The 24,035-nt window shown below is 41.8% G+C and carries 23 protein-coding genes; 10 read left to right on the forward strand and 13 right to left on the reverse strand.

Annotated elements, in window-relative coordinates:
* Nucleotides 1–62: 62 nt before the first annotated feature.
* Nucleotides 63–968: a metallophosphoesterase family protein gene (locus ABXZ32_RS10525; protein WP_354618636.1), complete on the forward strand. Its 906-nt coding sequence runs from the start codon at nucleotides 63–65 to the stop codon at nucleotides 966–968.
* A gap of 90 nt (nucleotides 969–1,058) precedes the next feature.
* The gene (locus tag ABXZ32_RS10530; protein ID WP_354618637.1) at nucleotides 1,059–1,937 is read left to right on the forward strand and encodes a cation diffusion facilitator family transporter; all 879 of its coding nucleotides are present in this window, start codon (nucleotides 1,059–1,061) and stop codon (nucleotides 1,935–1,937) included.
* 38 nt (nucleotides 1,938–1,975) lie between these two features.
* On the opposite strand, the gene ABXZ32_RS10535 is transcribed toward ABXZ32_RS10530, so the two are convergent.
* The 3 genes from ABXZ32_RS10535 to ABXZ32_RS10545 all read right to left on the reverse strand — a co-directional run bounded on the left by ABXZ32_RS10535 (nucleotide 1,976) and on the right by ABXZ32_RS10545 (nucleotide 4,168).
* Nucleotides 1,976–2,389 (reverse strand): hypothetical protein, encoded by a 414-nt coding sequence (locus ABXZ32_RS10535; protein WP_354618638.1) that lies wholly within the window; start codon nucleotides 2,387–2,389, stop codon nucleotides 1,976–1,978.
* Between the two features lie 108 nt (nucleotides 2,390–2,497).
* The gene (locus ABXZ32_RS10540; protein ID WP_354618639.1) at nucleotides 2,498–3,229 is read right to left on the reverse strand and encodes an energy transducer TonB; all 732 of its coding nucleotides are present in this window, start codon (nucleotides 3,227–3,229) and stop codon (nucleotides 2,498–2,500) included.
* A gap of 177 nt (nucleotides 3,230–3,406) precedes the next feature.
* Nucleotides 3,407–4,168, reverse strand: coding sequence for a slipin family protein (locus ABXZ32_RS10545; protein WP_354618640.1), 762 nt, complete (start codon nucleotides 4,166–4,168; stop codon nucleotides 3,407–3,409).
* Nucleotides 4,169–4,659: 491 nt separating this feature from the next.
* Here ABXZ32_RS10545 and ABXZ32_RS10550 point away from each other — a divergent pair, with 491 nt between their 5' ends.
* Together ABXZ32_RS10550 and ABXZ32_RS10555 are read left to right on the forward strand one after the other, a co-directional pair.
* On the forward strand, nucleotides 4,660–5,304 hold the full coding sequence (locus tag ABXZ32_RS10550; protein WP_354618641.1) for a hypothetical protein: 645 nt from the start codon (nucleotides 4,660–4,662) through the stop codon (nucleotides 5,302–5,304).
* Nucleotides 5,305–5,333: 29 nt separating this feature from the next.
* Entirely contained in the window at nucleotides 5,334–6,044 is a 711-nt protein-coding gene (locus ABXZ32_RS10555) for an SGNH/GDSL hydrolase family protein (RefSeq protein ID WP_354618642.1), read from the forward strand.
* A gap of 19 nt (nucleotides 6,045–6,063) precedes the next feature.
* Here the strand turns inward: ABXZ32_RS10555 and ABXZ32_RS10560 are convergent, their stop codons facing one another.
* Nucleotides 6,064–8,238 carry an acylase gene (locus ABXZ32_RS10560; protein ID WP_354618643.1) on the reverse strand — a complete coding sequence of 725 codons (2,175 nt, stop codon included), beginning with the start codon at nucleotides 8,236–8,238 and terminating at the stop codon, nucleotides 6,064–6,066.
* A gap of 227 nt (nucleotides 8,239–8,465) precedes the next feature.
* Between ABXZ32_RS10560 and ABXZ32_RS10565 the strand changes: the two genes are divergently transcribed.
* Entirely contained in the window at nucleotides 8,466–10,202 is a 1,737-nt protein-coding gene (locus ABXZ32_RS10565) for an ABC transporter ATP-binding protein (protein ID WP_354618644.1), read from the forward strand.
* Nucleotides 10,203–10,274: 72 nt separating this feature from the next.
* Here the strand turns inward: ABXZ32_RS10565 and ABXZ32_RS10570 are convergent, their stop codons facing one another.
* The 9 genes from ABXZ32_RS10570 to ABXZ32_RS10610 form a co-directional block, all read right to left on the reverse strand.
* On the reverse strand, nucleotides 10,275–10,604 hold the full coding sequence (locus ABXZ32_RS10570) for a 2Fe-2S iron-sulfur cluster-binding protein (protein WP_354618645.1): 330 nt from the start codon (nucleotides 10,602–10,604) through the stop codon (nucleotides 10,275–10,277).
* Nucleotides 10,605–10,708: 104 nt separating this feature from the next.
* The gene (locus ABXZ32_RS10575; RefSeq protein ID WP_354618646.1) at nucleotides 10,709–11,764 is read right to left on the reverse strand and encodes an NAD(P)/FAD-dependent oxidoreductase; all 1,056 of its coding nucleotides are present in this window, start codon (nucleotides 11,762–11,764) and stop codon (nucleotides 10,709–10,711) included.
* Nucleotides 11,765–11,830: 66 nt separating this feature from the next.
* Entirely contained in the window at nucleotides 11,831–12,073 is a 243-nt protein-coding gene (locus tag ABXZ32_RS10580) for a NifU family protein (RefSeq protein ID WP_062057665.1), read from the reverse strand.
* 2 nt (nucleotides 12,074–12,075) lie between these two features.
* On the reverse strand, nucleotides 12,076–13,215 hold the full coding sequence (locus ABXZ32_RS10585) for an Mrp/NBP35 family ATP-binding protein (protein ID WP_354618647.1): 1,140 nt from the start codon (nucleotides 13,213–13,215) through the stop codon (nucleotides 12,076–12,078).
* Between the two features lie 158 nt (nucleotides 13,216–13,373).
* Complete coding sequence (locus tag ABXZ32_RS10590) at nucleotides 13,374–13,721, reverse strand: MGMT family protein (protein ID WP_354618648.1); 348 nt, start codon at nucleotides 13,719–13,721, stop codon at nucleotides 13,374–13,376.
* Nucleotide 13,722: 1 nt separating this feature from the next.
* Nucleotides 13,723–14,352 (reverse strand): LysE family transporter, encoded by a 630-nt coding sequence (locus tag ABXZ32_RS10595; RefSeq protein ID WP_354618649.1) that lies wholly within the window; start codon nucleotides 14,350–14,352, stop codon nucleotides 13,723–13,725.
* Nucleotides 14,353–14,355: 3 nt separating this feature from the next.
* Nucleotides 14,356–15,027, reverse strand: a complete 672-nt coding sequence (gene trmB, locus ABXZ32_RS10600) for a tRNA (guanosine(46)-N7)-methyltransferase TrmB (protein WP_354618650.1) — start codon at nucleotides 15,025–15,027, stop codon at nucleotides 14,356–14,358.
* A 139-nt stretch (nucleotides 15,028–15,166) separates the two neighbouring features.
* Complete coding sequence (locus ABXZ32_RS10605) at nucleotides 15,167–16,222, reverse strand: sensor histidine kinase (RefSeq protein WP_354618651.1); 1,056 nt, start codon at nucleotides 16,220–16,222, stop codon at nucleotides 15,167–15,169.
* The gene (locus ABXZ32_RS10610; protein WP_354618652.1) at nucleotides 16,222–16,908 is read right to left on the reverse strand and encodes a response regulator transcription factor; all 687 of its coding nucleotides are present in this window, start codon (nucleotides 16,906–16,908) and stop codon (nucleotides 16,222–16,224) included. The genes ABXZ32_RS10605 and ABXZ32_RS10610 overlap by 1 nt, the downstream gene beginning before the upstream one ends.
* 181 nt (nucleotides 16,909–17,089) lie before the next feature.
* Here ABXZ32_RS10610 and ABXZ32_RS10615 point away from each other — a divergent pair, with 181 nt between their 5' ends.
* The 5 genes from ABXZ32_RS10615 (at nucleotide 17,090) to ABXZ32_RS10635 (ending at nucleotide 23,956) form a co-directional block, all read left to right on the forward strand.
* Nucleotides 17,090–19,921: a TonB-dependent receptor gene (locus tag ABXZ32_RS10615; RefSeq protein WP_354618653.1), complete on the forward strand. Its 2,832-nt coding sequence runs from the start codon at nucleotides 17,090–17,092 to the stop codon at nucleotides 19,919–19,921.
* Between the two features lie 36 nt (nucleotides 19,922–19,957).
* Nucleotides 19,958–21,925, forward strand: coding sequence for a hypothetical protein (locus tag ABXZ32_RS10620; RefSeq protein ID WP_354618654.1), 1,968 nt, complete (start codon nucleotides 19,958–19,960; stop codon nucleotides 21,923–21,925).
* Nucleotides 21,926–22,065: 140 nt separating this feature from the next.
* Nucleotides 22,066–22,374, forward strand: coding sequence for a T9SS type A sorting domain-containing protein (locus ABXZ32_RS10625; protein WP_354618655.1), 309 nt, complete (start codon nucleotides 22,066–22,068; stop codon nucleotides 22,372–22,374).
* Between the two features lie 180 nt (nucleotides 22,375–22,554).
* A complete protein-coding gene (locus ABXZ32_RS10630; RefSeq protein WP_354618656.1) occupies nucleotides 22,555–22,878 on the forward strand; it encodes a T9SS type A sorting domain-containing protein in 324 nt (107 codons plus the stop codon).
* Nucleotides 22,879–22,978: 100 nt separating this feature from the next.
* Nucleotides 22,979–23,956, forward strand: coding sequence for a LuxE/PaaK family acyltransferase (locus ABXZ32_RS10635; RefSeq protein ID WP_354618657.1), 978 nt, complete (start codon nucleotides 22,979–22,981; stop codon nucleotides 23,954–23,956).
* Nucleotides 23,957–24,035: the final 79 nt, after the last annotated feature.

Genomic DNA, 24,035 nt, shown 5'->3' on the forward strand with positions numbered 1-24,035 from the left:
ATTTCTGAGCCTAAATTCCTTCTGATCCATCACTTTTTTGGATATTTATATAAATTTAATAAATGTCTTCCAAATCACGCTTAACTAGAGCCTATACCAATGCCAAGGTGGTTTCCTTTGATGACACCTCCAAATTTATACTTTTCAGTGACTGTCACAGGGGCGATAATAGTTTTGCAGACGACTTTGCCAATAATAGAAACATCTATTTCCATGCCTTAAAAACATATTTCAACAGGGGTTTTCAATACTGCGAACTGGGAGACGGAGACGAACTTTGGGAGCATCTGTCCTTTGAACCCATTTTTGAGGCCCATAAAAATATTTATCAATTACTAAGGGATTTTCATCTGGAAAAGCGCCTGCATATGATCTGGGGAAACCACGATATGGTCTATAAGGATCCAAATTATGTGAAGGAACATCTCTCCAGTTATTTTGAGCCTATAGACAATTGCAATAAGGAACTATTTGAGGGGATCACCTATCATGAGGCAGTGGTCCTAAAACATAGTGAGACGGGGCAAGAACTTTTTTTAACCCATGGCCATCAGGCCGATTGGTGGAACTATACCTTTTGGCGCTGGGGTAGATTTTTGGTACGGGTCCTTTGGAAGCCCTTACAGGTATGGGGCATCGCGGACCCTACCAGTCCCGCAAAAAATTACAAGGAATTGATCAAAGTGGAGAGAAGGATAAAAAAATGGATTCTCGAAAATGATGAGCAATTGACCATATCTGGGCATACCCACCGCCCCCGATTCCCTTCCCCAGGGGAAATTCCGTTTTTCAATGATGGGAGTTGTGTGCACCCAAGGAGCATTACAGGCCTCGAAATAGAAAATGGGGCCATCTCCCTTATAAAATGGCAAATAGCCACCAAAACCGATGGGACACTCCAGATTGTAAGGGTACTATTGGAAGGACCCCAAAAGTTATTGGCCTTCAAAAAAGCCAAAAACCTATAAACTATAACAGCAACATATATACCTTGGAAAGGCGTCACAGCTGGCGCTAATTTTCCATAAGTTTGCAGTTCCTAAAATGTGATTCATAACGTGAGTAATTTTACCAATAAAGAAAAGGCCATTAGGACCACCTATCTCAGTATTTTTGGGAATCTGGCGTTGGCTGTTGCGAAGGGTATCACTGGTGTTTTTGGAAATTCATATGCCCTCATTGCAGATGCTATTGAATCTACAACAGATGTGTTTTCCTCCATCCTAGTGCTTTTTGGGTTAAAATATGCCACCAAACCAGCAGATGAGAACCATCCTTACGGACATGGTAAGGCAGAGCCCCTGCTCACCTTTGTAGTGGTTGGCTTTTTAGTGGTTTCCGCCACCGTCATCGCCTATGAAAGCATACAGCATATCCTAACCCCGCATAAGGTACCTGAAAAATTCACGCTCGTGGTATTGGGTATTATTGTGATCATTAAGGAGATATTCTATCGGTTTGTCTCAAAAAAAGGAAAGGAGACCAAAAGTGGCGCTTTACAGGCCGATGCTTGGCATCACCGAAGCGATGCTGTCACTTCCTTAATGGCCTTTATCGGAATTTCCATAGCCATTTATATGGGAAAGGGTTATGAGACTGCTGATGACTGGGCGGCACTTTTGGGTTCTGGCTTTATCATGTACAACGCCTTTAAGATTTTTAGACCTGCGCTGGGAGAAATCATGGATGAACATATGTACGATGATTTTATTTCCGACATAAGGGCAACCTCCAAAAAAGTGGAAGGTGTCATTGGCACTGAAAAATGTTTTGTACGTAAGGCCGGGCTAACCTTTCACGTGGACCTGCATCTTATAGTAAAAGGGGATATCAGTGTGCGGGAAGGGCATGATATTGCCCATAGGTTGAAAAATGTACTGCAGGTTGAGTTTCCAGAAATATCGGATGTCCTCATCCATGTGGAACCAGCATATTAGAATCAAAACCCAGTAATTTACTATAAACCTAGTGCTATCTAATCATGCATGGGACAGACTTTTGTAGAGTCTAGCATCATCATGCCTTTCATATGTGGGTTATTGGCCATTCTTCGGCACATCATCCTACATTGGGCCGAATCCTTTTCCATCATAGCCATCATATGATCCATCATCATACCTGCCTTGGTGGAATCTTTGCTTATTTCCCCCATCATTTCCTTCATATGCATCATGTCGCGCTTTTCGCCCATAAGGTGTTTCGCTTCCTCATGAGCGATCATTTTATCCATAAACTGACTTATCATTTTGTCATCATTGATAATGGTCTCCATGATTTCTACCCTATCCTCCTCACTTTGAAGAGCTTTAGCTGTATTCACCTTCTCTTTTCCACAACCAAATACGAGTAGAACACCCCCTAATAGTAAGATTTTTTGATAAATTCCCATGACTTTCTTTTTGGTTTATAATCAAGTAACCCCACAAAAGTACTCTTGTGCCACCAGTCCCAAAATGATCAAGGTCATGTTGAGGCCAGTGCTTGTCCTTTGCTTAGATTAACCATCTTCCAACCTAAAGGTAATGGGCATATTATAAGGCACTTTAACCGCTCTTCCCCTTTGTTTCCCAGGAGTCATTGGAGGAAGTGAAGAAATGATGCGGTAAGCTTCCTTTTCCAGGTAAGCGTGGGGCCCCCTGGTTGCAATATTGGTTATGTTTCCTTTAGTATCAATAACAAATTGTACGTACACCCTACCTTGAATTCCTAAATCTACGGCCGCTTCCGGGTAGGTGAAGTTTTTTCGCACATGTTCCATTACTTTGGCCTGAAAACATACCTTTTGTTCCTCATTGCTAATGTTTTTATCACATCCGGGATATATTGGGACATTTTCGATTATGGCAAAAGGAACCTCCAAGATTTCCTCTTCCTCCACCACTTCAATTTCTTCGACCCTAATAATTGGTTTTTCAATTATGGCTTCCTGACTGGATTCGGTGCTTTGGATGACCGTTTCCTCTATTTCCACAACATCCTCCACAACTTGAATGATTGCCGGTGCAGCGGGAGGAGCTGGAGGGGGTGGTATTTTAAAGGCTTCAACAATGGGCACATCCTCTTTAGGTGCTTCCAAGATTTCTACAATTCTCCGCTCCTGCACGTCTTTTTTATAGGTCTTAAATTCCAAAGCTCTCCACGTTAAAAAGAGCACCAAAGCCAGCCCAATTACAAAATAGAGCCCACTGTTGCGATTTAAGTCCGCCTTTGGATATTTTTTGAGTTTCATGACATTCCGTTTTAGTGTGTTCGCAGAATAATCAAATACCGCCTGTATTGGTTATGATACTTGCGGTGAGGGCCTTTGAGGAAGGGCCTTGTTTACTTTTGGAAGTTAGCCCTCATACGTTCAAATTTCCCAGTTCAAACTGGTTTTCAAAAAATGGTCGGTGGCTATTTGTTTACTTTATTCCTTTGGGTCGGATTTCCTTTGTTTTCTCGCTTTTCTTGGTAAAACCTCCTCAGGGAATGGGAAGAGAATGGTAGAATTCTTTTCCGCTGCTATATGTGATAATGTCTGGTACAAGCGTAATTTAATGGCCGAGGGGGATTGGTCTATTAACTTCCCCGCTTCCAGTAATTTTCTTGCCGCTTGTTCTTCGGCCAGTGCCAGGATGATTCTTGCCCTTCTGGACCGTTCTGCCTCAGCTTGGTTGGCCATCATCCTCTTCATATTTTCGGGTAATTGAATATCCTTGATTTTAACATCGATAATCTCTATACCCCACTCTTTTGTTTCCAACTCAACAATGGATTTTATGTTCTTGCCCATTTCTTCACGCTTGGATAAAATGGTATCCAACTCTACCTTCCCACAAACATCCCTAAGTGCCGCCTGTGATAATTGGGTAATTGCAAATTTATATTCTTCCACTTCCAACACGGCCTTTTCCGGATCAATGATCTTAAAAAAGACTACGCCATCTATACTACAGGGCACATTATCCTCGGTCATCACTTCTTGTGACACCACATTAAAGGTAATTACCCTTATGTCCACCATTTGTATGGTCTCTACAAAAGGTATAATCCATCTAAAGCCGGGCTGTAGCGTTTTGATGTATTTACCGAACCTGAATTTTAATGCCCTCTTATATTCAAAGACAACTCGAATTCCAGCAAGTAAAAACAATCCAAGAATCAACGCAAACAGAATAGGTGGATTCATACTTTTTCATTTAGAGATTCAATACCCATAATCCCTTTATAGGTCTTAAAAAATTAGTTGAATATCTGACCAAATTCAATTACCATAAAGTTTCATTAAAAAACTGTCAAGATATTTTAACCGCTCCCTATTAAATTTACGAAAATTATCGCCAAATCAATGCCGATCACGTGTAATTAACGCTGTATTTAACACACCTTACCACGCTTTTTAAATCTTTTTTAGTGCTGACCTGCAGTTGTTTAATAAAATTTACACCAACAGCACACCCTGACCCAACCTGCCAAATCCTGTGTTCCTCATTTGGCTTCTTTAACATTTAGATTTTACTCGATATAATTGAATTGTTTATTTCAAATCGAAAAAACTTAAGGTCAATATGCCATTTAATGGCAGATCCTTAGCTTCTGATATCGAATTTAACAGCAAATTAAACACCCATGGCAGGGTATTTGCTATTTTTACCCCAATATTGGTATTTAAGGATCACTATGAAATTCAGTTTGATTTTTGCTTTTTTATTGCTTTTTTCTCTCCAAAGTTTTGGACAGCTAGATGGCACCATAAAATCTATAAAGATTGAAAATAGCGACAAGAACCTGGATATTAAGCCCAGCAATCAAGGTACGGCCTTAAAATTCCCTTCCGTTCTGGACAAAAAACCAGATTACAATCTGAAGGACTCCTTGATGGCGAGAAATGTTAAAATGCTTCCGGACACGGAGCTAAAACAGGCAGGGTACGACCTTAAGATTGATCCCAAAGTCAGGGAAAAAGAAAGCACCGCCTCCAAGGCCCACTATGGTGACATGTATTTGGGTGATGTAAAAACCACTTCCAAATTTGTTGGTATCGTGTGTAGGGACCACGAATTTGTAGACGGCGATAGGGTAAAAATAACAGCCAATGACCAGGTTGTGGAACCCAATCTGTTTCTAACGGCCTCTTTTAAGGGAATTAATTTGGATCTGAACAAAGGATTCAACCGTTTGGATTTTGAAGCCTTGAACCAGGGATCCTCCGGTCCCAATACCGCCCAGGTGGACGTATATGATGACAAAGGAAAACTCATTTATTCCAACAGGTGGAATTTATCCACAGGCTCAAAGGCCAGTTTGATCATTGTAAAAGATTAAAAAAAACACGTAAGAAATTCACTATTTACATGCGTACATTGTTGTCTTTGGCTTTTGGTTTTATCCTCCTTAGTTGCTCTACCGGGGAAGACGCCTTTTCCAACAGCAACAATCCCAAGCCCCCTATAGAATCCGCAGCTGCCTTTCACTACTTGGCCCTGGGGGATAGTTATACGGTTGGGGAAAGTGTGCCCAATGATCAAAGTTTTCCCGCCGAACTAAAGGACAGCCTACAAACATCCTTGAATACAAGCATAGCATTGGAAATAATAGCCGTTACCGGTTGGCGCACGGACAATTTGCAGACTGCCGTAAATTCCGGCACTAAAAGAGCATCATATGACCTTGTTACTTTATTGATAGGGGTGAACAACCAATTTCAGAACAGACCTTTTGAGCAATACGAGAAGGAGTTTCCAGAGCTGCTTGAGCATGCCATTACCTTGGCCAACGGAAGTCCTAAAAACGTGCTGGTGGTTTCCATTCCTGACTATGCCTTTACCCCCTTTGGGCAGAATAGGGACGGGGAAAAAATTTCCCGTGAAATTGATGCCTATAACGAATTTGCCGCCACAGTTGCCAGGGACAATGGTGTACCCTTTGTAAATATCACTGACATCACTAGAAAAGGCCTTGAAGATCCTTCCTTGGTGGCCAATGATGGCCTGCATCCATCCGGGAAAGCCTACAAACAATTTGCCAAACGGATCTACCCGTTGATTTTTCCGCTATTCAATTAGTCGGAACGTATACCACGTCTTATTTCTCCCCTGGATGATAGGTTTTTTTTGCTCGTTTTAAAACGTCCTCTTTATAAAATGGCACGTCTTTAAACTCCATATCAGCATAGCGCTGTGCCTGATCATTAAAATGAGGGGATTTGGGATCCCCGCTCTGCCCACCTGCAAGCATGCTTTTGGCCTTTACTTTTTCTCCAAATTCTACCACGGCAACAAAGCTGTTGCCCCTAGTACCATAAATCTTTTTCGTATTGTTGGCATAACGGGCACCGTAGGCGGCCAATGCCCCCCAGCGTCCAGAAGCAAACCCGATGGCAATACTGGGAAGGCTGTCGCTAAAAGGTTGTAGGATATCCCCATTTAATCGCTGGTACCTGTTTATTTCACCCCATGGGGTATTCCAAGTTCCAAAATCTTCATCCATTTGCTCAACCACCTCTAGGAACACTTCCAAACGTTCGGCATACGGGGATTCCGTGCCCAGATAGTTCATCAATTCCATATCGCTCAACCCTTCCGGACTATCACCAATCCTCCCATAAAGGGTTCCGTAATAATGGGCCAATGACATCCCTACCGCTTCTTTGGAGGTCCTAAGATCCCACTGCCTCAAAACCTCAATTGGCTCCTTTAATTTTGGATTTTTAGGACTGGTTTTATCATAGGCATCCACCAGCCCGGGAATCAATTTTTCAAAGGCCGGTAAATATGGGTCATGCGCCAATTTAATGAGACTATCCAAAGTATACCCCTTTCTATTTTTCAACAGTTCAATGGCATGGACCCCTCTGAAATTTTCCTGGTCCCTTGACATATAATTGGGATAATCCTTCTTCTTCGGACTGTATTCCAATGCCGAGGTATAGGGGGTTGAATTGCAATTCTGAATCCAACCATTGGCAGGATTTAGCACTAAAATATTCTCATCTACCGTATGCAATCCCTGCCAATCCGTTTTAGGATTACTACCATCTACAGGCTTTGAATAATCAAATATAGTATCCCTTTTGGGCACAAAATTACCGTGGAAGTAAGCAATATTGCCCTCTGCATCGGCATAAACAGTGTTGTTGGAGGAATTGGTACGTATATCCATCATTTCCCTAAAGCCCTTATAGCCATCCTTTTTGGTACGCACATACGATTGTTCCAAGGCCTTGACCGGATCCCACATCATGGCCGTAGCCACCCATTGGTTTTCCGCCATATGGGTAATGGGGCCGTGATGGGTGCGATAGGCTGGAAAAGATTTTTCCTTTAAGGAATCCCCTACTTTATATTTTAAAACGATATTGGAGGTCTCTACCTTACGTAACTCCTCCCCATAACTATACATCAATTTCCCATCCATTTCCATGACATTTTCCTTGAATTCGTCCATGATATCGGTATAGGTAGAGGTATGCATCCACCCCGTTTTCTCATTGAATCCCTGATAAACAAAAAACTGGCCCCAAGTCACGGCGCCATAGGCATTGAGGCCTTCTTCACTGACAACGTGGACTTCCCCCCTAAAATAAAAAGAGGTGTGGGGGTTGATCAACAACATAGCATTGCCCGACTGGGTCAATTTCCCCGAAATGGCAATCCCATTGGATCCTTGTGGCTCCAGTTCGGCCTCTTTTTTCTCGGCCTCCAATTCACTAAACTCCGGTACGGACATGTCCCCTTCGTAAAAGGCCTGAATCTTCTCGGTGGATATCTGTTCTAAATCCCCTCCAATGGATCCCTCACTAAAACACATCGGCATCCATGGTTCAAAATGGGTTAATAGCCTGGGCTTAACCTCTGGGTGGGTATGCAAGTAATAATTAACCCCATCGGCGAAGGCGTCGCACAACTTTTTCAACCATTCAGGACTCTTTTCATAGTTGGCTTTCGCCTCCTCCTCGGTCATAAAAAGTTTTGCTCTGAGGTCACTATATATAGCTCCCTCCCCTTCTACTTCTGCCAAACGACCAGTGGCCCATATGTAATTTTGTTCTACCCTATAAAAATCGTCCTCACATTGGGCGTACAAAAGCCCAAATACGGCATCGGCATCGGTCTTTCCGTAAATATGGGGCACTCCAAAATCATCGCGAATAATGGTGGTATTATCGGCATAAGTCTGCCAACGTTCCTCTTCGGTTTGGGTGGTATTGGTATTACAGGCTACAAGGGCCATTAAAATACAGGTGTATAATAGTTTCATGGGTAGTAAGATTAATTATTTCAATTTTATTTGAAAATGGAATACTCCTAAATTTATAACGGTATGGATGTTCAACTTGATGGCATGAAAATAATCGACCTACCATTGAAATACTAATTTAAACTTAAAAATTTCGTATCCAGAATCACTTCCCCCTCTGTTCCCTTAATTTTAGGTAAATTGCGGGCTTAAATTTCGACTATCCCTAATAAAATTTCATTCATAAAATGTCCGATAAAAAAGTTAATATCCTCACTGCCTTTAAAACAATAATCTGGCCTAGACGCAATATTGTATTTGTTGGGCTTTTGCTCATTGTGATCAGTAAGGCTGCCAGTTTTGTGGCCCCGATGTCCCTCAAATATTTAATGGACGACATTATTCCCAACAAAAACATGGAGCTGTTGAAAATCCTGGTCCTGGCCGTTGGGTTTTCAATTTTAGTACAGGCGGTGACCTCCTTTCTGCTCACGAAAATATTGAGCGTTCAGGCTCAGTATCTCATTTCAGAACTAAGGGCCCAGGTTCAGCGAAAAGTATTGTCCCTCCCTATCCGATTTTTCGACAATGCAAAATCGGGAGCCCTGGTTTCCCGTATCATGAGCGATGTGGAAGGGGTACGAAACCTTATTGGGACAGGTTTGGTGCAATTGGTAGGTGGCACCATTACAGCGGTGGTATCTCTGGTACTGTTGATACGTATCAGTCCGTCCATGACCGTTTTTACCTTGGTACCACTGGCCATCTTTGCGTTGATTGCCCTAAAAGCGTTTAAGGTTATCCGCCCTATCTTTAGAAATCGCGGCAAAATCAATGCCGAGGTAACCGGAAGGCTAACGGAAACTTTGGGAGGCATAAGGGTTATCAAAGGATTCAATGCAGAGGCTCAGGAACACAAGGTTTTTGAAGATGGGGTGGAGCGACTGTTCCAGAACGTAAAAAAGAGCCTTACCGCAACTGCCTTTATGACCAGTTCCTCTACCTTTCTCCTAGGCTTGGCAACAACAGGAATCATGGGGATTGGTGGATATAAAATTATGATGGATGAACTCACTGTTGGGGAGTTTTTGACTTTTACCTTTTTATTGGGATTGATGGTGGCCCCCATTGTTCAAATGAGCAATATTGGAAGTCAATTAACAGAAGCCTTGGCAGGTCTTGACCGTACAGAGGAACTGATGAACATGACTGAAGAAATGAACGAGGAGGACAGGACCACTATTTTAGAGAACGTAAAAGGCGATATCGCTTTTAATGACGTATCCTTTGCCTATGAGGAAGACAAGGAAGTATTGCACAATATTAGTTTTGAAGTGAAGTCGGGCTCCGTACTCGCCCTCGTGGGAAGTTCAGGTAGTGGTAAATCCACTATTGCCGGTTTGGCAGCCTCCTTTCTAAACCCACAATCTGGAAGTATTACGGTTGATGGGATAGATTTGGCCACCGCTAACTTGGGAAGTTATAGACAACACCTAGGAGTGGTGCTCCAGGATGAATTTCTTTTTGAGGGAACCATAAGGGAGAATATCCTTTTTCCAAGACCCAACGCCTCTGAAAAAGAATTGCTGGCAGCTGTAAAATCTGCTTATGTAAATGAATTTACAGACCGGTTTGAAAAAGGATTAGATACCTTGATTGGGGAGCGTGGGGTTAAACTTTCAGGCGGACAACGCCAGCGTATTGCCATTGCAAGGGCCATCTTGGCAAACCCAAGGGTCTTGATCTTGGATGAAGCCACCTCCAATTTGGATACCGAAAGCGAAGCCTTGATTCAAAAGAGTTTGGCAGCCCTGACGGAAGGGCGTACAACTTTCGTAATCGCCCATAGATTGAGCACCATTAGGAAAGCTAATCAGATTTTGGTCATTGAAAATGGCCGTATTGCCGAGCAAGGGACCCATGACGAACTTATTGCCAAAGAAGGCAGATACTACAATCTCTTCACCTATCAGGCGAGAATATAAAAAACCAAAAGACCTGCTTTTTAGGAGGCAGGTCTTTTGGTTTATGTAGTAATAAATGGAAGAAAAAATAATTTAACTCTCCGGAGCCAACTCCACTTCCAAGCCGTTTAAATCTTCGGTCATATGGATCTGACAGCCCAAACGGCTATTGTCCTTTACGTAAAAAGCTTCGGCCAACATTGCATCTTCATCATCCGACATTTCAGGAAGCTCATGACCAGAATTCACATAGCACTGACATGAGGCACACATGGCCATGCCGCCGCAAATCCCTATGGTACCCTCAGGTGCCAATTCATAGGACCGAACAATTTCCATAAGGTTCATGTTCATATCAGTTGGGGCATCCACTTCATGTAGTACGCCTTCCCTATCCTTAATCTTTATTTTAATATCGCTCATGGGCCGTTGGTTCAACAATTCAAATTCTTGGCAAATTTAATAGGTTTCTTTAAAGTTATGATGCTAACCTAAACCCTTTTAACAACTTTGAAGATTTTGTGATATTACTCGATGGATTTGACCACAGATTTTTCAGCTTCTTTTTTGGTTCCATCAAAGCCCGTTACACCACCAACGGTAGTGTACTTCATCACATAGCGTTTCTCAGGGAATATGCGTTGATAGGCACTCTGGCACATTAAGGTGGCCTCATGGAACCCACAAAGGATGAGCTTTAGTTTCCCGGGATAGGTATTCACATCCCCAATGGCATAGATGCCTGGAATATTCGTTTGGTAGTCCAACGTATTATCAACCTTAATGGCATTCTTTTCTATTTCCAGTCCCCAGTCTCCAATAGGTCCTAATTTTGGCGATAGTCCAAATAATGGGATATAATCATCTACGCTCAAAACAATCTCTTCCCCTCCAGTTTTCTGGATAACAACAGCTTCCAAGGTATCTTTTCCCTGCAACCCAATTATTTCCGCTGGGGTTATCAAATTGATTTTTCCCTGATTTTTAAGGTGCCGTACCTTTTCAACGGAATCCAGAGCTCCCCTGAATTCATTTCTTCTATGTACCAAGGTTACCTCCGATGCTACGTCTGCAAGGAAAATACTCCAATCCAGGGCAGAATCGCCACCTCCGGCAATGATCACCTTCTTATTGCGGTACACCTCGGGATCTTTGATCATATAGGCTACTCCGTTATCCTCATATTTGGAAAGGTTTTCCAACAAGGGTTTTCTCGGCTCAAAACTACCCAGCCCTCCTGCAATAGCAACAATTGGCGCCTGATGCTTAGTACCTTTGTTTGTGGTTACAATAAAGGAACCATCGGATTGTTTTTCTATGGTCTGTGCGCGTTCCCCTAAGGTAAATCCTGGTTGAAAGGGCTTGATCTGCTCCATAAGATTGGACACTAAATCTCCGGCCAAAACTTCAGGAAACCCAGGGATGTCGTAAATGGGTTTTTTGGGATAAATTTCAGAGCATTGTCCTCCTGCCTGAGGCAAAGCATCTATCAAGTGGCATTTTAACTGAAGTAATCCTGCTTCAAAAACGGCAAAAAGACCCGTAGGTCCCGCACCGATTATTAATATGTCTGTTTTGATCATGTATTCGTATTCTTAAAATAGGTAAAACTAGGATAGGGCTCCCGGACGGTTTATGACATCCATCAGTTATTGAACCACATTCACTACTTCCTCAATTTGTGGGGCATACTTTTTAATGGTCATTTCCACCCCGCTTTTCAGGGTCATTTGATTCACACTGCACCCCACACAAGCACCTTCCAATTTTACTTTTACAGAAGTGTCATTATCTATAGAGATCAGGGAGATATCTCCTCCATCACTTTGTAAAAATGGACGTATTTCTTCAAGTGCTTTCTCTACATTGATCTTAATTTCTTCTGACGTCATAGCTATTTCTTTTTTACGGCCGAACAACCTGCCATTGTAGTTATTTTGATTGCTTCTGTTGGTGGTATGCTCTTGTTTCTGCTAACCACTTCCCTAACAACATTCTTAGTTAATTCTTCAAAAGCCTCCTCAATTGGGGTTGCGGTTTGCAATGCTGCCGGCCTCCCAATATCTCCAGCCTCCCTGATGCTCTGTACCAATGGAATTTCTCCCAAAAATGGCACATCCAAATCTTCAGCCAAATGTTTGGCACCTTCCTTCCCAAATATATAGTATTTATTATTTGGCAATTCTTCTGGGGTAAAGTAGGCCATGTTTTCCACGATTCCCAAAACCGGTACATTGATGGCTTCCTGTTGGAACATGGCAACTCCCTTGCGGGCATCTGCCAATGCAACTTCCTGAGGGGTACTTACCACAACAGCTCCCGTTACAGGAAGGGATTGCATGATGCTTAGATGTATATCACCGGTTCCCGGAGGAAGGTCTAACAACATAAAATCCAACTCTCCCCAATGGGCATCAAAAATCATTTGGTTCAAAGCCTTTGCAGCCATTGGTCCCCTCCAAATCACAGCTTGATTGGGCTGGGTGAAAAACCCGATGGATAATATCTTTACCCCATAGCTTTCTACGGGCTTCATCTTGGATTTACCGTCAATATTGACCGCCAATGGTTTTTCATTGACAACATCGAACATGATGGGAGCCGAGGGCCCATAAATATCGGCATCCAGCAGCCCTACCTTAAAGCCCATCTTGGCCAGGGTTACCGCCAAATTAGCTGTTACGGTAGATTTTCCTACGCCGCCCTTTCCCGAAGCAACGGCAATGATATTTTGTATACCTGGGATAGCCTTACCTTTTATCTCATTGACTTTGGGTTTTGCCGGGGCATCCACCTTAATGTTGATTTTGATCTTGGCCTTTTCATAGACCTTGGCGTGAATGATCTTTAGAATTTCTACCTCTGTTTTCTTACGTGCCTGAAGGGTTGGATTGCTGATAGTGATGTCTACCTCTACCTCATCGCCAAATACCATGACATTGGTCACCGCACCGCTTTCCACCATGTTCTTGCCCTCTCCAGGGACTGTGATCTCTTCAAGAGCCGCAAGTATATCTTTCTTATTAAATTTCATTATAAAGATTTGCTTTTCAGCATTAATTAAATTGATTCTAAATTACAAAGATACGGTATAGGCATGAGATTAAGAAAGGGCAACAACTTAAAAGTAAAATAGGGCGATAATGTTTATCTATCGCAAAACAAACCCACTAAAAGGGCATTAAAACCATGTTACTGATAGTATTCCCCTAGCTCTTTATTTGGATCCCAAAAGCGCTTTTCAAAATCTACGATTTGAAGCCCATGGACCTGCACGCCTTCATTTTCCAATAATTGCTGCATTAGATTGGTACCATCAAAATGGTGTTTGCCCGTTAACAGTCCCTTTCTATTGACTACCCTATGAGCCGGTATGTCTTCCATATTATGTGATGCGTTCATGGCCCACCCTACCATGCGTGCACTTCTGGCGGCGCCCAGATATTTGGCTATGGCCCCATAGGAAGTCACCCTCCCATAAGGGATCAAACGAGCAACTTCATAGACTTTTTGAAAGAAATTTTGGTTCTCCTCAGCCATATCAATTATATAAAATCCGGATAACGGTTATTACAAACAATATTAGCATCAAGGCACTCAAAATATAATTGGAATTCTTTGAAAACCCGCTGGAACTGGCGTCCAACTTATAAAAATACACGGTATACAAATATAAGACCGCAAAGGTTCCAGATCCTGCCGCGAAAATAAAGATGAAAATGTCCTGTGCTTGGAATTTGATCCATCCGGAAGCATTCCACATCGCATTAACCCCACTGTAATAAGGGATCGTCAGTAAGTTTAAGGCTGCCAATAATACCCCCTTGAAAAAGCTGTTCTTTTTACTGACCTTAACAACTTTAACGATCTTTTTCTTGTTCTTTTTGCCTACCACAAAAAAGTAAATAGTAAAAAAAGCAAATACCAAGAGGGCAATTTGAAGCAGTATATCTATAACCTGGGGATTGTTATGGAGGAATTTAGAAATGTACACGGCAATAAATGCCTGTACCATGATCATGGAAGAAACCCCAAGGCTGAAAATTATTCCGTTCAGCTTACCTTTTTCTACACTGGTCTTGGCCGCATTCATATTGAGAAGTCCCGGCGGTACGGTGGCCATAAAGGCCGCAGAAAAAGTGGCAAAAAAAAGAATTATAAGATGTGTCATAGGTTACGAAACCCTAAACTTGGTATAGGTGATTGGTTTTCCTTTGCCAAGATACTGTTTTTCGTAAAAAGTCTGTATTTCCAACACTTCTTTCGGACTTCCTTCATTTTTATACACATCGTGATTGGCATAAACCACTTCCAATCCCAAGCCGTGCAATAAGCCAAGGGTGTATCCGTGCATAAATTCGCTGTCGGTCTTTAGGTTAACAACCCCGTCTTCTTTAAGAATAACCTTATACTTTTCTAAAAACGCCTGATTGGTCAAGCGGTGTTTGGTACGCTTGTATTTAATTTGGGGGTCTGGGAAGGTGATCCAAATTTCAGATACCTCATTTTTTCCAAAGATCTGGTCAATCAACTCAATTTGAGTCCTAACGAAGGCTACATTGTTCAACCCTTCCTGTATAGCAGTCTTGGCACCTCTCCAAAAACGGGCCCCTTTAATATCTACGCCTATATAGTTTTTGTCAGGATCTTGTTTTGCCAAACCAATGGTATACTCTCCCTTGCCACAGCCCAATTCCAAAATAATAGGATTGTCGTTGCCAAAAAATGAGGCCCATTTGCCCTTTAGCTCAAAAGTGCCATCCTCAATTTCTTCCCTACTGGGTTGAACCACATTTTTAAATGATTCGTTCTCCTTAAATCGCTTTAGCTTGTTTTTACTTCCCACGGAAATCAAAATTTTATTGATTTGGCAAAGCTAAGGAAATCTTGCAATGTTTTGAATTGTGTTCTTTTGCAAATTGGAATTGACTAAAAGTATTTTGGTCGCTTCCCTGAACTGAAGCCCAGAATAACCAATAACTGAACTATACTACTTTATTTTTAGCCTTCTCTAGGGTGAATGAAAACTCGGAACCGACACCTAGTACACTCTCTACATAAATCTTTTCGTCGTGAGCCTCAATAATGTGCTTTACTATGGAAAGTCCCAGGCCTGACCCTCCCTCTGTTCTGCTTCCGCTCTTATCTACCCTATAGAAGCGCTCGAAAAGTCGAGGGATATGTTGTCTGGCAATGCCTTCGCCATTATCGGTTACCCTAACGATGACCTTATTCTTGATCAAGTTCTCAACACTCACCTCCGTGGTTCCGTTCTCATTCCCGTATTTTATAGAATTGACAATGAGATTGGTGACCACTTGTTGTATTCTTTCCCTATCCGCACGAACTATGATCGGATGTATATATTCCATATCAAAAGCCAAGGTGATATTTCTTTTGAGTGCCTTCATTTCCAATAAGTCGAACACACTTTGGATCAATTCTATGATGTCAAAATCCGACATTTCCAAATGTAGGTCCCCCACCTCCAATTTGGTGATCATATCCAGATCCTTTACGATATAGATGAGTCGCTCTACCCCTTTATTGGCCCTTTGCAAATACTTTTTCCTGACATTTTTGTCTTTCATGGCCCCATCTAGCAGGGTAAGTATATACCCTTGGACGGTAAATAATGGCGTCTTTAATTCGTGGGACACATTTCCCAAAAAATCCTTGCGGTATTCTTCCCTAATCTTTAGAGTATCGATCTCTACTTTTTTATCCTTGGCGAATTTCTCTATTTCTTGGGTCAAGGTCGCCATATCTGTAGTAATGGTTCTAGATGACAAGGAGGAAGATTCCAACAACGAGATATCGTCATATATTTTTTTGGCCCTTTTATAAATAAATTTTTCTACCCGGACCTGAATGACAAAAAAGGATATTAAGAAGGAAAGGAAAGCAAAAATACTGAGTAAGGACCAATCTATGGAGGCCTTAATTTGCATAAAGAACCCCATACAAACGCTTAAGACACCTGCGATTAACAGGGCCGACCTAAAGGCAAATTTGTATGATTTTCTTAGCGTTATTGCCATTATAGAACAAACTTATACCCAACACCTTTTACGGTCTTAAAATGCTCGTCACCAATTTTTTCACGTAATTTTCTAATATGCACATCAATGGTACGGCCTCCAACGACCACCTCATTGCCCCATACCTTGTCCAAGATCACCTCCCTTTTGAACACCTTGCTGGGCTTGGATGCCAATAAGGCCAACAATTCAAATTCCTTTTTAGGCAAAATGATCTCCTGTCCTTTGTTGACTATCTTATATTCTTCACGGTTAATAACAATGGAACCAACTTTGGTAATTTCTTCCGAGCCGTCAGCTTCATCTTTAAGCCTGCGCAACAAAGCCTTTACCTTGCTGACCAACACCTTTGGTTTTATAGGCTTGGTGATATAATCGTCGGCACCTGCATCAAAACCGGCAACCTGGGAATAGTCCTCTCCCCTAGCCGTCAAAAAGGTAATAATAATATTTTCCAGGCCTTTGGTATTCCTGATGATCCCACAAGCTTCAATACCATCCATTTCCGGCATCATCACATCCATAATGATAAGGTGCGGCTGCTTTTTTTTAGCTTTTGCCACTGCCTCCACCCCATTCTTTGCCGTAAAAACCTCATAGCCCTCTGCAGATAGATTGTAACCGACAATCTCCAAAATATCCGGTTCGTCATCTACTAAAAGTATCCTAATCTCATTATTGTTCATTGGTCATGCTCTTGGTTTATTCGTTCAAAAGTAAAGATAATACCATTACGAAATGTCCGCTTAACGATGATTTAATATGGTAACCTTAAGGTAACACTAACAAAATAAACCTTTAACACGGGGGTAACGTCAAGATTACAACATGTAAGTTTCTTTGCTGCAACTTTTAGAAATGAATATAATGAGATTGTTATTGTTGAGTTTTTGCTTGGTATTTGTACTGCAGACCAAGGCACAAGAAAACACAGGAAGGATTGTAGGAAAATTGATCGACAAAGAATTGAACGACGAGCCACTACCTTTTGCCAATGTATTGATTAAAGGTTCCACAAAAGGGGCTACTTCAGATTATGATGGGCTCTATGAAATCAGCGACTTAACTTCGGGCACCTATACCATAGCCTTTAGCTATTTGGGCTATGAGACGGTAGAAATACCTGAAGTTCAAGTAACCCCAGGAAAGGTTACCACCCTGAATATCCCGATGAGCGCCAACCAAGGGGTAACCCTGGACGAGGTTGTGATAACCGTTTCTGCGAGGAAGGACTCCGAGACCGCACTGATCCTAGATCAAAAAAGAGCCGTTGAAATAAAGGAAAGCATCGGGGCGGTTGAATTGGGAAAAATAGGAGTTTCAGATGTTGCGGCGGCCACTACAAAGATTTCAGGGGTAACAAGCAGCCAAACCTCTGGGGATGTATTTGTAAGGGGTTTAGGAGACAGATATCTTTCCACTACATTAAATGGATTGACCATTCCTTCAGATGATGTTGAAAAAAAGAATATTGACCTATCCCTTTTTCCAACAAGGGTTATTCAGAATGTAAGCATCAGTAAAACATACACCGTTGAGTCTTCTGCCGATCAGGCTTCAGGGGTTATTGATATTACCTCACGGGAGTTGAGTGGCTCAGAAGAACTTTCCGTTGGCGCATCAAGCGGGATCAACACCAATGTGGCCAAGGGCGGGGTTTGGGACAATTTTAGAGTATCCCAAAACTTAAGAAATACCTCTTTTGGATTCTATACCAAAAACCAATCTACCCTGCAGAGCATTACGCAACAGGGTTGGAATACAGACAAACAGGATGTCCCTTTGGATTACTCCTATTCCATATCCGCGGGGAAAAGATTCAACGATAAACTGGCGGTGTTTCTAACCGGTTCACATTCCCAATCTTACGGCTACAAACAGGGTCTTTTCCGCCAATTTAGATCTAACTTCATTGATGATACGATAACGGATGCCACTACCTTTAAAAAGAATATTGTCAATTCGGCCCTTTTGGATGTCTCCTACCATATAAATGATAAGAACAAGATTAAGTCGAGCACTTTTTTTGTGAATAAATTAAACGAGGAGGTTTTTGAAGGAGGTAGGAATGGGGAAGCAACCATTTTTGAAGAAACCGCTCCCTCTGAAGGTCTTTTCCAATTCATAAGGGACCAGAATACAAAACAGACCCGTTTGCTTATCACCCAACTTTTGGGCACTCACCAAGTAACAGAGAAAAATACGTTGGAATGGGCTGGAGGTTTTAACCTATTAAATGCCGATGAACCCAACAGAATTAGAAACGAGGTAAACTTTGACCCGGATGGCACATTTGTACAGTTGGGAAGAAATGGAGGTTTCCAACAAAGGAAATCGAGCCAATTGATCGAAGACTCAGAATTTACTGGGCATGTAAAGGACATCTTGCGCATTATAGATGAAGACAACAAAACCTTTAAAATCGAAATTGGAGCTTCCTATAGAAATAAGACAAGGGATTTCAGCTCAGAGTTTATTGGCGTGGAAGAAACTTCCACCAATGCCATCAACCCCCCATCCATTGATAATCTTGGAGGCATTTTTCAACAGGCAAACTTTGACGATGGATTGTTAAAAATCAATCGTCTTGGGACTAATGCCAAGGGAGAAAGAAAAGACATTTACACTGGGGAATTGGACTCTAAAGCCTTCTTTTCAGATTTCAACGTAGGTCTTGAAAAATGGAATTTCAACGTGGGTATGCGCTACCAACAAGACCAAATCAATGTAACCTATGATATTGGGAATTTATTCCCTAGAACAGGAAAAAGTATCAAGGAATACAACAATCTATACCCAAGTTTAAACATTAAGTACAGTATAAACGAACTTAGTGCTTTTCGACTCGCTGTGAGCAGAACACTTACCTTGCCCGAATTCAAGGAAGTCTCTCCTTTTGAATATGTATCTCCAACAGGACAGATCACAAGAGGTAATGTTGACCTGGAGGCCTCCCGCAACCTAAATTATGATCTAAAATGGGAATATTTCCCCACTGCCGGGCAACTGGTATCTGTGACCGCATTTTACAAGAACATTGCAGACCCTATCAACAGGGTTAGGGACAGAGGTTCTGCGGGCGTGTTCTCTTATTTTAATTCAGCGGACAAAGCTGAAGTATTTGGTCTTGAGATGGAAACGAAATTGGATTTAGCAACTCCAAAGCCAATGGAAGACGGTGCCGATAATTCAAGCTATGGCCTTAACATGGTGTTCAATGCAACTAGAATGTTTCATAGGCAGGACCTAAAAGAGATTTTCGACGATAACGGCAATCTGGTCCGTAGTTTCCAATATAACAATTTAACAACTACCGATTTACAGGGGGCTTCCGACTGGATTTTCAATTCTAGCCTAAATTTCACCACTGCATCCGATAATCCCTTTGCGATATCATTGACCGCTAATTACGCCTCGGACAAAATCTATGCATTGGGCGTCCCTACAGATCAAGCGAACAGGGATATTTTTTACGATGCGGCAATAATAGAAAAAGGCTTTGTGACTTTAGATGCTGTAATGAGCCAAGCTTTAGGAAAGAATTGGAACATACGCCTTGTTGGCAAAAATCTTCTGAACCCAAATATTGAACAGACCCAATCTGTAAGGAATAGCGGTACGGGCATTGCCCAAGACCAGACAGTGTTGTCCTATACCACGGGGGTTGGCATTAACCTAGGAGTGAATTATACATTTTAATTAAAAAAACATCGAACCGAAATTAAAATCTTTATTATGACCACAAAAAATTTGAATTTAAAAATGTTATTTATTGCAACTTTCGCCATTTTGGCCGTAAGCTGCAGTACCGACACCTCATCTACAGACGAACCATACACCCCTCCTCAAGGAGAAGGTACCGAATTGAATGGCACACTAAACGAAGACAGGACCTTGGACGGCACAAAACAGTATACCCTTACCGGTACTTATAGTGTCTCAGCGGGCGCCACCTTGACTATCCCTGCTGGAACCAAAATTACGGCCAACACGGCATCCGGTAATTCAACCAGCACATATATTGTAGTTCAAAAAGGTGGAAAAATAAATGTGCAGGGTACTGCCAACAACCCCGTAGTATTGACCTCCAACAATGAAACTCCAGGAGATTGGGGCGGCTTGGTAATTGCAGGAGATGCTACAACGACGGAAGGCACAAATGCCACGGCAGAAATTGGACAAATCGCCTATGGTGGTTCAAACGATGCTGACAATTCTGGCTCCATAAATTATATGATCATCAATTACGCCGGAGCTCAGATCAATGCAGAATCACAGTTCAATGGTCTTACCCTATATGCCGTTGGTTCAGGTACGGCTATTAACAATGTTGCTTTGCTAAACGGTACAGATGACGGGGTAGAATTCTTTGGAGGTACTGCCTCTATCACTAACCTTTACCTGGAGAACAATGAGGATGATGCCATTGACTGGACAGAAGGTTGGAGCGGTACCGTTACCAATGCGTATGCCCTTCATTCCAAAGCCGGTTTTTCCACAGCAGTTGAAGCGGACGGGATCAACAACAACCCAAAATTGGTAAACTTTACAGCTGTATCTTCTGTTGGCGGTACCGCCTTACAGTTCAAAAAAGAATCAGGCGCTACTATAACCGGACTTTCATTAGCTGGTTACGATATTAGTGTGGACATGAAGGACAATGGCCCCTTAGCCAATGTTCAATTCGATGGAGCAGCTGCAGATCCCGCAAAAAATTATATAGCCGCACCAACCGTTGATATAGCTACCTTTTCGTGGGTTAATTCCAACACTGCAGTGGAAACGAGCGTATTGACCGGCAGTATAACTTCTGACTTGACCTTGAATGCGAAAATCACGTATTTCCTTGATCAAACCTTAAGTATTGAAGCAGGTGCGAAATTGACCATTCCTGCAGGTACAAAAATAATCGCCGATGTTGAAAGCGGAAATGAGACAAGTACTTATATTTTAATTCAAAAAGGCGCCCAAATTGATGTTCTGGGAACTGAAGCTGCACCAGTGGTAATGACCTCAACCAATGAAACTCCCGGAGATTGGGGCGGCCTGGTGATTGCGGGTGATGCAACTACAACCGAAGGCACAAATGCCACCGCCGAGGTAGGACAAATCGCTTATGGCGGTTCCAACGACGATGACAACTCTGGAACTATTAAATATTTGATCATCAACTATGCCGGCGCGCAGATCAATGCCGAATCACAGTTCAACGGATTAACCCTTTATGCCGTAGGATCGGGTACCACAATCGAAAACGTAGCGGTATTAAATGGGACAGATGACGGTGTTGAGTTCTTTGGAGGAACCGTTACAGCTACTAACATGTATTTTGAAAACAATGAGGATGATGCCGTTGACTGGACCGAAGGGTGGAATGGCTCTATTACCAACACATATATATTGCACAATAAATCCGGATTCTCTACAGCATTGGAGGGCGATGGGGTAAACAACAACCCAACATTCACCAACTTGACGGCAGTTTCAACTGTTGATGGCATGGCCCTGCAGTTTAAAAAGACCTCTGGAGCAACATTTACCAATGTGAATATTTCTGGTTACGTTACAAACGTGGACATGAAGGACAATGGGCCATTGGCCAATGTAATTGTAGATGGTACTCCATTGACAAATGCCAATGACAATGTTTTTAATGGAACTTTAGTGGACATCAGCCTATTTGCCTGGGCTACTGAAAACTAACCCCATTACTTAACATATATTCTATAAAAACGCCCTTACAAAGGGCGTTTTGTGCATTTCATCGATTATATTTAATTTTCTCCCGATCGTTGTATTCTTCTGGACGGCAAAATTACTACCTTTATTCTATATCCAAATAAATGAAGCACCTTTACCTAATTCTTCTTTTTTTCATTTCTACAATGGCCTTCAGCCAGCAGAAAACCAGTGCAGGTGAAATTGAAGGTTTAAGTGTGTATCCTAACCCCGTGACCAACGGTAAAGTATTCATTAAAACCAAGGATAATTCGCCCAAGAAAATCATGATTTTTGATGTCTTCGGAGGAAATTTATTGGAAACCACCATTTTAGGTTCAGAATTGAATCTGGCTAATTTGGATGCAGGGGTATATATGATCCGAATCTTTGAAAAAGATAAGGTGGCTACACGCAAATTGATTGTCAAATAAGCGACTACTTTCTCTATATTATCTTTTTAAAATGCTATAAATCTGTTTTTTAGCATCTTACATCCCTGCTCACCGTTAACAAAATCCCTTTCACCTACAAAAATCGGTGTTTCACAACAAATAGTGTTCGAAAGAATTCTACTTACCTACATTTACAGTCAACATCCCAAATTGGCTTACATGAAAAGAATTTACCTTACCATATTACTTACGTTTAGCTTTTTGCTCTCAGCGCAAGAAATGGTTGATATTAAAACTCCCAAGAATGCCGAAATTACTGGATTTAAATTATATCCTAATCCGGCCTTTGACGATGTGGTGTATGTATCAACTAAAATGAACGATACCAAGGATATTGTGGTATACGATGTATTTGGGGCCGTTGTCCTAAAGGACAGGATAGCTACAAATTCATTAAATATAGCCCGATTGATCCCTGGCGTATATGTGCTTCAAATCACGGAAAACAATAAAACGATGACCAGAAAATTGGTCGTAAAATAAACTACCCCATGTAACTTAATCAATGAAGCCCCTACAAAAGGGGCTTTTTTTATTTTACACCATCAAAGGTATCCTTACTTTTGTCCTTTTAACATTGACCATGGACTTTCAAAGCATCTTCGAATTAAAAAGTTCCGACGAATTTCAGGCAAAAGCGCTGGAAGTTTTTGGTTACCAATACCAAAACAATTCGGTATACCGTAAATTTTGTTCACTATTGGGGAAGAACCAGGTCAATGTAACCCATTTGAACGATATCCCCTTCTTGCCGATTGATTTTTTTAAATCCAAAAAAATAGTTTCCGCTTCCAAAATCCCAAAAACCATATTTACTAGTAGTGGCACCACGGGCAGTATCACCAGCAAGCATTTTGTTTTGGATACTAAAATTTATGAGTACAGCTACACCAAAGCATTTGAGCTTTTTTATGGTGATATCTCCAACTACTGTGTGTTGGCACTCCTTCCTTCCTATTTGGAGCGGAAAGGATCGTCATTAATATATATGGTAGATGACCTAATCAAAAAAAGCAAGCATCCTGAAAGCGGCTTTTATTTGAATGAGATTGATCTGCTCAAGAAAAAAATACAGGATTTGGATGCTCAAGGCACCAAAATTTTGCTCATTGGTGTTTCCTTTGCCCTCTTGGATATGGTGGAAAAACATTCCCTTCAATTAAAGAATACCATTATAATGGAAACTGGCGGGATGAAGGGCAGAAGAAAGGAAATGATCCGGGAAGAACTTCACGCCATATTAAAAAAGGGATTTGGGGTAGAGCATATACATTCAGAATATGGCATGACCGAGCTTTTATCCCAAGGGTACTCCAAGGGAGATGGCATCTTTAATGCCCCGCCATGGATGAAAATTCTCATTAGGGATCCAGAGGACCCCATGGCCTATATGTCTCCCGGAAAAACGGGCGGGGTCAATGTCATAGATCTTGCCAACATACATTCCTGTTCCTTTATTGCCACCCAGGATCTGGGGAAGGCATATCCCGATGGGAGTTTTGAAATTTTGGGTCGTTTTGACAATTCGGACATTAGGGGATGTAATCTTATGGTGCTCTAACGTATTATCAGTCCACCAACAACTTACCAATTATAAACAATTGACTTCCAGATATATAAAAATCAGCATTATCTTCCTG

This window comes from Sediminicola luteus, from assembly GCF_040566555.1.
Lineage (GTDB): Bacteria > Bacteroidota > Bacteroidia > Flavobacteriales > Flavobacteriaceae > Sediminicola.

Coding starts and splice junctions, on each gene's coding strand:
- ABXZ32_RS10525 (WP_354618636.1), top strand. CDS start 63: ATGTCTTCCAAATCACGCTTAACTAGAGCCTATACCAATGCCAAGGTG.
- ABXZ32_RS10535 (WP_354618638.1), bottom strand. CDS start 2,389: ATGGGAATTTATCAAAAAATCTTACTATTAGGGGGTGTTCTACTCGTA.
- ABXZ32_RS10540 (WP_354618639.1), bottom strand. CDS start 3,229: ATGAAACTCAAAAAATATCCAAAGGCGGACTTAAATCGCAACAGTGGG.
- ABXZ32_RS10545 (WP_354618640.1), bottom strand. CDS start 4,168: ATGAATCCACCTATTCTGTTTGCGTTGATTCTTGGATTGTTTTTACTT.
- ABXZ32_RS10550 (WP_354618641.1), top strand. CDS start 4,660: ATGAAATTCAGTTTGATTTTTGCTTTTTTATTGCTTTTTTCTCTCCAA.
- ABXZ32_RS10555 (WP_354618642.1), top strand. CDS start 5,334: ATGCGTACATTGTTGTCTTTGGCTTTTGGTTTTATCCTCCTTAGTTGC.
- ABXZ32_RS10560 (WP_354618643.1), bottom strand. CDS start 8,238: ATGAAACTATTATACACCTGTATTTTAATGGCCCTTGTAGCCTGTAAT.
- ABXZ32_RS10565 (WP_354618644.1), top strand. CDS start 8,466: ATGTCCGATAAAAAAGTTAATATCCTCACTGCCTTTAAAACAATAATC.
- ABXZ32_RS10570 (WP_354618645.1), bottom strand. CDS start 10,604: ATGAGCGATATTAAAATAAAGATTAAGGATAGGGAAGGCGTACTACAT.
- ABXZ32_RS10575 (WP_354618646.1), bottom strand. CDS start 11,764: ATGATCAAAACAGACATATTAATAATCGGTGCGGGACCTACGGGTCTT.
- ABXZ32_RS10580 (WP_062057665.1), bottom strand. CDS start 12,073: ATGACGTCAGAAGAAATTAAGATCAATGTAGAGAAAGCACTTGAAGAA.
- ABXZ32_RS10585 (WP_354618647.1), bottom strand. CDS start 13,215: ATGAAATTTAATAAGAAAGATATACTTGCGGCTCTTGAAGAGATCACA.
- ABXZ32_RS10590 (WP_354618648.1), bottom strand. CDS start 13,721: ATGGCTGAGGAGAACCAAAATTTCTTTCAAAAAGTCTATGAAGTTGCT.
- ABXZ32_RS10595 (WP_354618649.1), bottom strand. CDS start 14,352: ATGACACATCTTATAATTCTTTTTTTTGCCACTTTTTCTGCGGCCTTT.
- ABXZ32_RS10605 (WP_354618651.1), bottom strand. CDS start 16,222: ATGGCAATAACGCTAAGAAAATCATACAAATTTGCCTTTAGGTCGGCC.
- ABXZ32_RS10610 (WP_354618652.1), bottom strand. CDS start 16,908: ATGAACAATAATGAGATTAGGATACTTTTAGTAGATGACGAACCGGAT.
- ABXZ32_RS10615 (WP_354618653.1), top strand. CDS start 17,090: ATGAGATTGTTATTGTTGAGTTTTTGCTTGGTATTTGTACTGCAGACC.
- ABXZ32_RS10620 (WP_354618654.1), top strand. CDS start 19,958: ATGACCACAAAAAATTTGAATTTAAAAATGTTATTTATTGCAACTTTC.
- ABXZ32_RS10625 (WP_354618655.1), top strand. CDS start 22,066: ATGAAGCACCTTTACCTAATTCTTCTTTTTTTCATTTCTACAATGGCC.
- ABXZ32_RS10630 (WP_354618656.1), top strand. CDS start 22,555: ATGAAAAGAATTTACCTTACCATATTACTTACGTTTAGCTTTTTGCTC.
- ABXZ32_RS10635 (WP_354618657.1), top strand. CDS start 22,979: ATGGACTTTCAAAGCATCTTCGAATTAAAAAGTTCCGACGAATTTCAG.